The organism is Methylorubrum podarium (genome assembly GCF_040270385.1).
Lineage (GTDB): Bacteria > Pseudomonadota > Alphaproteobacteria > Rhizobiales > Beijerinckiaceae > Methylobacterium > Methylobacterium podarium.
Genome location: NZ_JBELQE010000084.1, coordinates 55541 through 66818 on the forward strand (window position 1 = coordinate 55541; position 11278 = coordinate 66818).

Annotated in this window: 7 protein-coding genes; 3 read left to right on the plus strand and 4 right to left on the minus strand. The window is 70.9% G+C overall.

Annotated features, from left to right (window positions below):
* Positions 1-203: 203 nt before the first annotated feature.
* On the minus strand, positions 204-3731 hold the full coding sequence (locus tag ABS772_RS15260; protein ID WP_350395700.1) for an AsmA family protein: 3528 nt from the start codon (positions 3729-3731) through the stop codon (positions 204-206).
* Positions 3732-3913: 182 nt separating this feature from the next.
* Positions 3914-4153, minus strand: coding sequence for a hypothetical protein (locus ABS772_RS15265; RefSeq protein WP_350395701.1), 240 nt, complete (start codon positions 4151-4153; stop codon positions 3914-3916).
* 115 nt (positions 4154-4268) lie between these two features.
* On the opposite strand from ABS772_RS15265, the gene ABS772_RS15270 reads away from it, so the two are divergent.
* Together ABS772_RS15270 and ABS772_RS15275 are read left to right on the plus strand one after the other, a co-directional pair.
* Positions 4269-6650, plus strand: a complete 2382-nt coding sequence (locus tag ABS772_RS15270; protein WP_350395702.1) for an ATP-dependent helicase — start codon at positions 4269-4271, stop codon at positions 6648-6650.
* A 380-nt stretch (positions 6651-7030) separates the two neighbouring features.
* Complete coding sequence (locus ABS772_RS15275; RefSeq protein WP_108938480.1) at positions 7031-7747, plus strand: PhoH family protein; 717 nt, start codon at positions 7031-7033, stop codon at positions 7745-7747.
* A gap of 69 nt (positions 7748-7816) precedes the next feature.
* Here the strand turns inward: ABS772_RS15275 and aqpZ are convergent, their stop codons facing one another.
* Positions 7817-8557 (minus strand): aquaporin Z, encoded by a 741-nt coding sequence (gene aqpZ, locus ABS772_RS15280; RefSeq protein WP_350395703.1) that lies wholly within the window; start codon positions 8555-8557, stop codon positions 7817-7819.
* A 450-nt stretch (positions 8558-9007) separates the two neighbouring features.
* The gene (locus ABS772_RS15285; protein WP_238257218.1) at positions 9008-9898 is read right to left on the minus strand and encodes a 3'-5' exonuclease; all 891 of its coding nucleotides are present in this window, start codon (positions 9896-9898) and stop codon (positions 9008-9010) included.
* 162 nt (positions 9899-10060) lie between these two features.
* Between ABS772_RS15285 and ABS772_RS15290 the strand changes: the two genes are divergently transcribed.
* On the plus strand, positions 10061-11275 hold the full coding sequence (locus ABS772_RS15290) for an oxalate decarboxylase family bicupin (protein ID WP_350395806.1): 1215 nt from the start codon (positions 10061-10063) through the stop codon (positions 11273-11275).
* Positions 11276-11278: the final 3 nt, after the last annotated feature.

An 11278-nucleotide genomic window follows, 5' to 3' on the forward strand; every position in this document is an offset into this window, starting at 1 on the left:
CCTGTTTCACTCGATCTCTTCGACACCGAGGCGACTCGAAGGCGCGATCGTTCCAGTCCTGCCCCTCATCCTGAGGTGCGGAGCGAAGCGAAGCCTCGAAGGAGGGCTCCAGATGTCGCGCGATCCCCGAAGCCCTCCTTCGAGGCTGCTTCGCAGCACCTCAGGATGAGGGGGTTTGATCGGATCAGCCAGTCAGCAAGCTGTCAGGGCCTGACGCCGGGCGGGCTGATGTCGAGGGGCGGCGCCTCCGGTGCCGACGGGACCGGCTCGGCGTCCATGCGGGCGCGGCGGGCGGCCTCCTCCGCCTCCCGCAGGCGGGCTTGGCGCGTCGCCTCCTCGGCGGCCTGCTGCGCCTTGATCCGGGCCTGCCGCGCCGCCTCCTCGGCCGCGACCCGCGCGCGGTCCATCTCGATCCGGGCGCGGCGGCGCTGGCGCTCGCTCTGGTCGGCGTCGAACAGCTCGATCTTCTCGAGTTCGCGTTGGAGGACGAGGGCGGCGAGCCCGGTGGTCAGCGGCGCCGTATCGAGCCGCCGCTCGGGCGCCGTGAGCGGGCCGGCGAACCCGAGCTGGATCGAGGGCGACGCCCCGGACCAGCCCTTCGGCCCGGCCGCCGCCGTCAGGGCGCCGCGGGCGTCGAGGCTCCGGTTGCGCAGATCGACCTGAAGCGTGCCGTTCCAGCGCGCCGGACCGAGATCGATTCCGAACGGCCCCGTGCGCAGCGTGCCGCTCGACAGGGTGAAGGCCGCGGAGACCGGTCCCTTCGCCCGGAGCGGTCCGGTCGAGAGCTCTTCCGACACGAGCGCCTGGAGCCGGCCCTCGCGCAACGGATCGTCCTCGATCAGAGCCTTGCCGAGCGCCCGGTCGAGGGCGCCCGCGTCGGCGCCGGGGAGCACGAGGTCGGCAAGCCGAATCTCGCCGTTGCCCGAGAGGTCGTTCGCCAGGGCGGCCACGCTCACGCCGGTGGCGCCGAACCGCAGGGTCGCCGAGAGCCGGCCGGCGATCGGCCCGGTCCCGATCAGTCCGGAGAGATCCGCGCCGTCGAGGCTCCCCTCGCCCGACAGCGCGGCGCCGCCCGCGGGCCGGGCCAGGGTGACGGTGCCGCCGAGCCGTCCTCCGGCGAGTCCGGCCGTGAGGTCGCGCAGGCTCAGCGCGTCGCCCTCGCGCACCAGCGTCACGCTCGCCGCCTCAGCGACGAGGCCCCGGCCGAGATCCAGCTGCCCGATCTTGAGGCCGAGACTGACTCGAGGCTGGGCCGGCACGGCGGTGAAGCGCCCGCTGCCGTCGGCGGGCAGCACCGTCGCCGCCGCGAGCGCCGGCAGGGACAGACGACTGAGCGTCGCGGTACCGGTGAGCGCGCCGTCCGGCGCGCGGTCGAGGGCGGCGGTGAGATCGCCCCCCGCCACCTGCCCCGTGACATCGGCATGCAGAGTCGCGTTCCGGCGCGACAGGTCGACGGTGAGCGACGCGGGCAGCGGCCCGGCCGGCGGAGCGGCGCTGCCGGCGAGGATCAGGAAGGGCGTGAGGTCGGGTGCCTGCACCCGCATCGCACCGCCGGTCGGAGGACGGTCGAGGGCGTCGAGCAGGATCGGGCGCGCGGTCGAGAGGACGAGGCCGGCGAGATCGCCCTCGACGTCGAGGGCGAGCGGCGCGCCGTCCTGGCCGCCCTGGACCGCGGAGCGGGTCCCGGTCAGCCGCAGCCGCCCGGGCTGGCGCAGGGCGGCGATGTCGTCGCGGCCGAACCAGCGGCCGGTCCTCGGCGTCGTCAGCGTGGCATCGAGGCGGTCGATCCGTCCGACGCGGGTCAGGAGCGCGAGGTCGAGATCGCCCTCGCCCGCCCGGCCCTTGGCGCGGGCACGCAGCGCATCCGCTTCGCCCGATTCGCGCTCAAGGGTCAGGTCGAGGGCGAGCCCGCTCTGGCGGAAGCTCTGCGGCAGGAGGCGGGCCTCGGGCAGGAAGCCGCGCTCCAGCAGGGCGAGCAGCGGCGCCGCCTTGCCGGCGGTCACGCGGCCCTCGATCCGGCCCGACCCGTCCGGCGCGATCCGCCCGGCGAGCTGCGCGCTCGCCCCCGCGAGGTCGGCGATGTCGAGGGTGTCGACGACGAGGCTCGCGCCGTCCGATTGCAGGCTCACTGCGATGGTGCCGTTGCCCGAATTGGCGCCGGAGGGTCCGTAGCGGACGTCGCGCGCCCGCAGCGTCAGGCCGAGATCGTGGCGGTGCAGGCCCGACATCAGGTCGCCCAGCGGCGGCAGTTCGGCGATGTCGACGCCGCTGGCGGAGAGCTGCGCGTCGAAGCGCCCGCGCCCGTTCGCGTCGGCCCGAACGTAGCGGGCATTGCCGGTGACGCGGGCTTCGCCCAGGGCGAGGCGCAGGTTGCGCAGCGAGAGGTCGCCGCCGGCCGCCGAAAGGTCGGTGCCGAGCTCGAAGGCGCGCCCGTCGAGGATCGCCGCGACGCTCGCCTCGGCGCCGATCCGGCCGAGATAGCGCCCGAGCGCCTCCGAGTTGCGGGCGGCGATGTCGAGATGGCCGGTGAAGCGGGGCGCGCCCGACAGCTCGGCCTCGCCGGTCGCCGCGACGCTCGCCGAGCCGGGCGCCGTGCCCTCGAAGCGCCGGAGCACGAGCCCGCCCGCGCGATCGAACGTGCCGCGGAACGCGACGCCGGTCCAGTCGTCCAGGCCGAGCGCCACGCTCTCGGCGGCGAGGTCGAGATCGAGCAGCATCGGCGGGGTTAGGGCGCCGGAGGACAGCCCCTGCGCCAGCAGGCCGCGCCCGCCGCCGGAGACGAGCAGGCCGTCGAGGTCGAGGCGACGGGTGCGGAGCGTCAGACCAAGACGGGCCTCGCGCAGGTCGACGCGGCCGCTGCCCGAGAGCCGCGCCGCCTTGCCGCCGGGATCGAGCTCGATCTCGACCGACTTGGCCTGGGCCACGGGGCCGCGCGATTCGAACTTTGCGGCCAGGGTGAGCGGGAGGACGGCGCCGGCCGGCTGGACCGGCGGCCCGACGGTGAGGCGGGCCGTGCCCTCCGCCTCCGGCACGAGGCCGCGGCGCGCCCGGCCGCCGTCCGCTTCCTCTTCGGGCTTGAGGGCGATGCGGGCATCGAGCTCCAGGCGGGGCATCGTGTCGCCGCCGCCCGTGAGCTTCATCGAGAAGCTGCCGTCGCTGCCGGCCGTGCTGGTGGCGAGATGGAACGGGCTCCCCTTCGCCGTCCCCTCCGCCAGCCATGGGCCGGCCAGGGCCGGAGCCCGCAGCCGCAGGTTCTCGGCGGTGAACTGTTCCTGCGGCGGTGCGCCGGCCCGCGCGGTGGCGACGGCGAGGCGCCGGATGCGCAGGTCGTCGATCACGATGTCGCGCCGGAGCGCCTGCGCGTCGCGCGGCAGCAGCAGCGCCTCGTCCGAGACCGGCAGGACGAGTCGCGCGCGCTCGATCGAGGTTTGGACGAAGCGCACCTCGCCCTTGAGCAGCGGCGCGAGGGCGATCTCCGCATCGACGGTCTGAGCGTCCAGCGTCGGTCCGTCCTCCGCGCCGAGCCGGAGCCGGGCGAGGCGGAGATGCGGCGAGGGCAGCAGGCGCAGGTCGATCGCGCCCTCGCTGCGGGCACCTGCGCCGAGGGATTCTGTGAGCGTGCGGTCGATCAGCGCGCGATGGCCCGACCAGTCGATGAACGGCGGCACGGCCAGGGCCGCCACGAGGACCAGAACGACGGCGCCCGCGAGCGCGGTCAGGATATCACGCACCGTTATCGCTTCCGCCTGGCCTGCGGGCCGCAGGACTCCGTTCGCGTCTCACGCGCGTCCGAAGGGACGAAGCCTGGAGGAGGCGCGCAAAACTCCGTTCCCGCGGCCATAGCACAAGCTGCGGCCCGCCCGCACCTCGCGCTTAAGCTTCAGCCCGTCGTCAGCGCCTCGTCAGCGCCTCGTCAGCGCCGAGGGCCGTAGGCGGGACCGGCGGGCGGCGGGACGTTGAGCGGCGCACGTTGGATCTGATTGCGGACCGCGCTGTTCTCCAAGGTCTGGCGCTGCTCGAAGTTGCGGTTCTGGTTGCGGTACTCGAACCCCTCGTTCTGCCGGCTGGTGGCGCCGCGGTTTCCGGGGCTCTGCGCGAGAGCCGGCGTGAAAGCGGCGAGCAGCGTCAGGAGGGCGAGAGACGGGGCGCGCATGGCCTCGTGTCCTTCATCGGTGTCGGTTTCAGGTTGCCGGAGTGACGCGTGAGGGGGGCTGCCGGTTCCGGATCGGGTCTCGACGGCGTTCGCCTTTTGGTCCAGGGATGCGCGCATGATGCAAGAGCCTGACGCGATCCGGCCGCGCCCGTCCGACGACGATGCGCCGTCGGCCCCGACCTCCATCGCCGCCCGCGCCATGGCCGCCCTGCGGCCCGAGGGCGCCTCCTACCTCTCCGGCCTCAACCCGGAGCAGCGCCGCGCCGTGGAGGCGACGGAGGGCCCGGTGCTGGTGCTCGCGGGCGCCGGCACCGGCAAGACGCGGGTGCTGACGACGCGCATCGCCCACCTGATCGCCACCGGCAAGGCGCGGCCCTACGACATCCTCTCGGTGACCTTCACCAACAAGGCCGCCCGCGAGATGAAGCACCGCATCGGCCAGCTGATCGGGCCGGCGGGCGAGGGCATGCCCTGGCTCGGCACCTTCCACGCCATCGGCACCAAGATCCTGCGCCGCCACGCGGAGCTCGTCGGGCTCAAATCCGACTTCACGATCCTCGGCACCGACGACCAGCTCCGCCTGATGAAGCAGGTCATCGCGGACCAGAACATCGACGAGAAGCGCTGGCCGGCCCGCTCGCTCGCCCACACCATCGACGGCTGGAAGAACCGGGGCCTCGGCCCCGAGCAGGTGCCGCCGGGCGAGGCCCAGGCCTTCGCCTTCGGCAAGGGCGGGCAGCTCTACGCCGCCTATCAGGCCCGGCTCGCGACCCTCAACGCCGTCGATTTCGGCGACCTGCTGCTGCTCTGCCTCAAGCTGTGGCGCGAGAACCCGGACATCCTCGCCAACTACCAGGACCGGTTCCGCTACATCCTCGTGGACGAGTACCAGGACACCAACGTCGCCCAGTACCTCTGGCTCAGGCTGCTGGCCCAGGCGCGGAAGAACGTCGCCTGCGTCGGCGACGACGACCAGTCGATCTACGGCTGGCGCGGCGCCGAAGTCGACAACATCCTGCGCTTCGAGCACGACTTTCCCGGCGCGACGGTGGTGCGGCTGGAGCGCAACTACCGCTCGACCGGCCACATCCTCGCCGCCGCCTCCGGGCTCATCGCCAAGAACGAGGGCCGCCTCGGCAAGACGCTCCGGACCGAGGACGCGGCGGGCGAGCCTGTCACCGTGACCGGCGCCTGGGATTCGGAGGAGGAGGCGCGGCAGGTCGCCGAGTCGATCGAGTCGCTCCAGCGCAAGGGGCATCCGCTTTCCGAGATCGCGGTGCTGGTGCGGATCTCGGCGCAGATGCGCGAGATCGAGGACCGCTTCGTGCAGGTCGGCCTGCCCTACCGGGTGATCGGCGGCCCGCGCTTCTACGAGCGGGCCGAGATCCGCGACGCGCTCGCCTATCTGCGCGTCACCACCAACGGCGCCGACGACCTCGCCTTCGAGCGCATCTTCAACACGCCGAAGCGCGGGCTGGGCGATGCGACGCTCCAGACCCTGCACGCCTACGCCCGCGCCGACCGGATCCCCCTGCTGGCGGCCGCGCGCAAGCTGATCGAGACCGACGAGCTGAAGCCCCGCGCCCGCTCGATGCTGCGCGGCCTCGTCGAGAGCTTTTCGCGCTGGGTGCGGCTGGTGGAGACCAAGCCGCATCCGGAGGTCGCTCAGACGATCCTGGAGGAGTCCGGCTACACCGAGATGTGGCAGAAGGACCGCTCGGCCGACGCCGCCGGGCGGCTCGAGAACCTCAAGGAATTCGTCCGCTCGATGGAGGAATTCCCCGACATGGCCGCCTTCCTCGAACACGTCTCCCTCGTGATGGAAGCCTCCGAAGCGGAAGGGGCCGACCGCGTCTCGCTGATGACGCTGCACGCCGCCAAGGGGCTCGAATTCGACACCGTGTTCCTGCCGGGCTGGGAGGACGGCCTGTTCCCGAACCAGCGCGCCATCGACGAGAGCGGCCGGGCGGGCCTGGAGGAGGAGCGGCGGCTCGCCCATGTCGGGCTCACCCGCGCCCGCAAGCGCGCCAAGCTGTCGTTCGCCGTCAACCGGCGCATCCACGGCCTGTGGTCCTCGACCATCCCCTCGCGCTTCATCGACGAATTGCCGCCCCAGGCCGTGGACGTGATCGAGGCGCCCGCGCATTTCTCGGCCGGCGCCTCCCGCTTCGACCGCAACCCGGCGCCGTTCGGCTCTTCCTACGGTACGCCGGGCTGGCAGCGGGCGCAGGCCAACACCTCGGGCGGATTCGGGGGAGGACTCGGCGGCGGACTCGGGCAAGGCCGCGGCGGTCGCTCCGGCGGTCCGCGGGAGATCGAGGGCGAGTTGATCGCCAAATCGACGGGCAGCCCTTCCGCCTTCGAGCAGGGAGCCCGCGTCTTCCACACCAAGTTCGGCCCCGGGACGGTGGCCGGCATCGACGGCAACAAGCTCACCGTTGACTTCGACAAGGCCGGCCGGAAGATGGTGCTCGACAGCTTCCTCCAGCCCGGTTGAAGCGTCCCGCCGGCGGTCGCCGCCGGCTGCGCCGCCGCCCCAGGAGGGCGACGCCCGCGATGACTTTGGTCAGGATCGTCCCGATCCGCCGGCAGCGCCGAAAGGTGCTTGGGTCATCGCTTCTTCGTCAGCCCGTCACGCCCCCGTCGCCCGCGCTTGCAACCCTTGCGCGCCGGACGAAGCGTTGCCGTAAAGCCGCGCTCCACAGCCTTCACGTCCCGCCGTGGAACCGACTCACGGGGATTGGCTTTGCTCTTGCGTACAGATGAACGAAGATCGGCAATGTCTTCGCCGAATCGAGGGAGATGTCCGGAAGTCGAGACAGGTTGAAATCGCGAGTTTGCGAGAGTCACGCACGAGTCAAGGTGGAGTGTTGATCCATGAAGAGACGACGCGCACGGCTTGAACTGGTTGAGGACCGACCGATCCGGATGCATCGGACACGCTTCGACGAGGAACGTAATCCCGCACCCATCCAACCTCTGACAGATAAACAAGGTCAGTATCTCGACGCCCTCGCGTCATCTTCCCAAGTCATCGTCCTAGGCCCCGCCGGAACGGGCAAGACCTTCATCGCCGGCACGCGCGCTGCCGATCTTCTTCGTCAGCGCCGGATCGCCAAGGTCGTGATCACCCGCCCGAACGTCCCGTCCGGCCGCTCGCTCGGCTTCTTCCCCGGCACGCTGGAAGAGAAGATCGCGCCCTGGGTCGCGCCGCTCACCGAGACCATGAAGGAACGCATGGGTGCCGCCGCCTTCGACATCGCGGTGAAGGCCGGCGACATCGAGGTGGTGCCCTTCGAGGTGATGCGCGGGCGCACCTTCAAGAACTGCCTCGTGATCCTCGACGAGGCGCAGAACACCACGACCGCCGAGATCAAGATGTTTCTGACCCGCATCGGCGACGATTGCCAGGTCATCATCAACGGCGACGTCTCTCAGACGGACCTGCGCGAGACCTCGGGACTTCGCACCGTCATCCATCTCGTGAAGAGCCGGATGATGGCGATCCCGATCGTCGAGTTCACCCTCGACGACATCGTCCGCTCCGGCATCTGCGCCGAGTGGGTGCGGGCGTTCGAGGAGGAGCGACTTTAGCGCGCCTGATAAACGGTGCCGCGCGATGACGGGGCTCGCACCTTCCCCGTCATCGCTCGTGCATCGTCGTCAGATTTCGGCGCCTCGCTCGACGATCGCCGTCTCGACGATGTCCGCGGGTTCGTAGAGCCAGCGCCCGACGACTCCGGCCGCGATCGCTCCGGCGATCGGAGCCAGCCAGAACAGCCAGAGTTGCGCGACGTACTCCGTGCCCGCGAACAGGGCCGGTCCCGTACTGCGGGCCGGGTTCACGGACGTGTTGGTCACCGGGATCGAGATCAGGTGGATCAGCACGAGGGCGAGCCCGATCGGAATGCCGGCGAAGCCCGCCGCGGCGCCCTTCGACGTCGTTCCGACGATGATGAAGATGAAGATGAACGTCGTCAGGACCTCGGTGATCAGGCAGGCGGCGAGGCCGTATTTGCCCGGGCTGAGCTCGCCGTAGCCGTTCGAGGCGAAGCCGTTCGGGACCCAGCCCGCCTTGCCGGAGGCGATGGTGTAGAGGGTGAAGGCCGCCACCGTGGCGCCGATGACCTGGGCGACGATGTAGGGAAGGACATGCCGGCTCGCGCAGCGTCGGGCCGACCACAATCCGAGGGTGACCGCCGGATTGAAGTGGCCGCCCGAGATATGGCCGACCGCGTAGGCCATCGTGAGCACGGTGAAGCCGAAGGCGAAGGCCACGCCCAGGAAGCCGATACCGAGTTCCGGATAGGCGGCGGAGAGGACGGCAGCGCCGCATCCGCCGAAGGTCAGCCAGAAGGTGCCGAAGAATTCGGCGGTCGTCCGACGCATCGTATCGTGATCCATTGCGACACCTCTTGTGACGAGGGAGGTCGCGAGGCGCGCACCGAGCGAACGGCTTCAAGTTTGATGAGCGCGACGCGAGACCGAGTCGTCTGCGTCCGAGCCGGCCGTGACGCATCACGCGATGCATTCCACGCGCGCGTGACGCTCACAATGATCGGCGTCACCTGCCGACGTCACTCATGCGGTGTACCGCTCTCGGATGTGACCGAACGCCGCCGGCTAGAGACCGGCACGTCACTTGGGACGATGCTGTGCGAATACGCTTTCAGCCCGATCATATTGCCCAACTGTTGTGCGAGAGCGCCGATCGGACGCAGGCGGCTCGACCTGTCCGGAGAGGTCGCCCTTCGATCGCCTCGCCGGCACGCGCGATGACGAAGGCGGCACGACCCGACGTGATCGATCGAGAAGAGCATGGGACGTCAGGGCGCGACGCCCGTCCACCACGTCTCAGGCGGCGAAGCCCTTGATCCGGATCGGTCCGACGTTCTTGCCGTCCAGCAACTGACGCAGGCGCTCGACATCCTCGACGTTGTTCGAGGCCAGATCGGTGATGTCGCCGTCCACCAGCGCGTCGACGTGGCGGCAGCGGCGGCGATGCGTGCCCGCCGGGCACGAGCAGCGCAGGTAGGGCCCGTCCATCCGCTCCTCGAATTCGAGCACGTAGCGGTTGCCGGTGCTGCCGCGCATCGAGAAGCGCAGTTCGCCCGAGGGGCGGAGATCGACCATCCCCGAGGCGCGCAGCGCGCGGGCCGAGGTCGATCGGGTGAAATCGCGCCGCGGCGCCGCGACGGCCCGGATCGGCGTCAGCCCGAGGCCGCGGGCGAGGTCGGCGATGTCGGCGGCCCCCGTCTCGCGCAGGGCCGCGAGCGCGATCTCGGCGCAGGCATAGGCGTCCTCGCCCGCGTCGTGGTGCTCGAAGCGGATGCCGAGGCGCCCCGCCACCTTGGCGAGGCCGTGGCCCGCCGGATCGGGGAAGATGCGCCGGGCGATCTGCAGCGTGCAGTGTCCGGCCATGTCCGGCACCGGCTCGCCCCAGGCGGCCAGCGAGGCGGCGAGCACGCCCATGTCGAAGCCGGCATTGTGGGCGAGCATCAGCCCGCCGGTCAGGTCCGGCAGGAACTCGGCCATGACCTCGGGAAAGTTCGGGGCGTCGCGCACATCCGCCGGCAGGATGCCGTGGATGCGGATGTTTCCGGGCGAGAAGCGCATCTGCGGCGGGCGGATCAGCCGGGTCTCGCGCCGCACGACGCGACCGCCCTCGATCCAGGCGAGCCCGACCGCGCAGGCGCTGTCGCGCCGCTCGTTGGCGGTCTCGAAATCGATCGCGACGACGCTCATGGGCTGGAGATTAGGGGGCGGCGTACCGATCCCGCAAGGCACGGACGACCACACCGACGACGACACGGGCCGGAGACCTGCGCCGGATGTCGTGATCGCTATCGATGAGACGAACGCCGTTCCGGCCGGTTACCGGGCGAGACAGGGATGATCGAGGTCGTCATGAACGTGTTCTCACGCCGGGGCCTGATCGCCGCCGCGGGCGGCGTCGCGCTGGGTGCCGGCCCGGGCCGGTCGGCCGAGGGGCCGTCGCCGAACCGCGGCGGCAAGGGGGCGGACATTCTCGGACCGCGCAACGCGCCGAGGGAGGCGCAAGACCCGTTCACCCTCGCGCCGCCGAAGACCGACCACGGCACGATGCCGAACCTGAAATGGTCGTTCGCCGACAGCCACATGCGGCTCGAGGAAGGCGGCTGGGCGCGCCAGACGACGACGCGGGAATTGCCGGTCTCCAAGGCCATGGCCGGCGTGAACATGCGCCTGAAGGCCAACGTCGTCCGGGAGATGCATTGGCACAAGGAGGCGGAGTGGGCCTACATGATCAAGGGCCGTGCCCGGATCACGGCCATCGACGGAGACGGGCGTACCTTCGCCGACGACGTCGGCGAGGGCGACCTCTGGTACTTCCCATCCGGCATCCCGCACTCGATCCAGGGGCTCGACGGGCCGGAGGACGGCTGCGAGTTCCTGCTCGTGTTCGATGACGGCGGCTTCTCGGAAGATTCGACCTTCCTCATCACCGATTGGCTCGCGCACACGCCGCGGGACGTGCTCGCCAAGAATTTCGGCCTGTCGGAGAGCGCCTTCGACGCGATCCCCGAGAAGGAGCTCTACATCTTCCCCGGTCCGAAGCCGGGCGCGCTGGCGCAGGACCAGCTCGGCGATGCCGGGCCGGCGCCGAAGCGGTTCAGCCACCGGATGCTGGAGCAGGAGCCGATCCGCTCGAAGGGCGGCAGCGTGCGGATCACCGATTCCTCGGTCTTCCCGGCTTCCACTACCATCGCCGCCGCCCTGGTCGAGCTTGAACCCGGCGCGATGCGCGAGCTGCACTGGCATCCCAACGGCGACGAGTGGCAGTACTACCTCTCGGGGCGCGGCCGGATGACGGTGTTCGGCTCGGAGTCGAAGGCCCGCAGCTTCGATTATCAGGCCGGCGATGTCGGCTACGTGCCCTTCGCCATGGGCCACTACATCGAGAATACCGGCGACACGCCGCTGACCTTCCTCGAGATGTTCCGCAGCCCGCGCTACGTCGATGTCTCCCTGCGGCAATGGATGGCGCTGACCCCGCACGCCCTGGTGCAGGCGCACACCAAGCTCGACCGCGCGGCGATCGATGCCCTGCCGCAGACCAAGTCGTTCGTCGTGCCGGGCTGAGGC

Excerpts from the sequence above, each read along its gene's own strand:
- ABS772_RS15265 (WP_350395701.1), bottom strand. The coding sequence starts at position 4,153 with ATGCGCGCCCCGTCTCTCGCCCTCCTGACGCTGCTCGCCGCTTTCACG.
- aqpZ (WP_350395703.1), bottom strand. The coding sequence starts at position 8,557 with ATGGATCACGATACGATGCGTCGGACGACCGCCGAATTCTTCGGCACC.
- ABS772_RS15275 (WP_108938480.1), top strand. The coding sequence starts at position 7,031 with ATGAAGAGACGACGCGCACGGCTTGAACTGGTTGAGGACCGACCGATC.
- ABS772_RS15290 (WP_350395806.1), top strand. The coding sequence starts at position 10,061 with ATGAACGTGTTCTCACGCCGGGGCCTGATCGCCGCCGCGGGCGGCGTC.
- ABS772_RS15285 (WP_238257218.1), bottom strand. The coding sequence starts at position 9,898 with ATGAGCGTCGTCGCGATCGATTTCGAGACCGCCAACGAGCGGCGCGAC.
- ABS772_RS15270 (WP_350395702.1), top strand. The coding sequence starts at position 4,269 with ATGATGCAAGAGCCTGACGCGATCCGGCCGCGCCCGTCCGACGACGAT.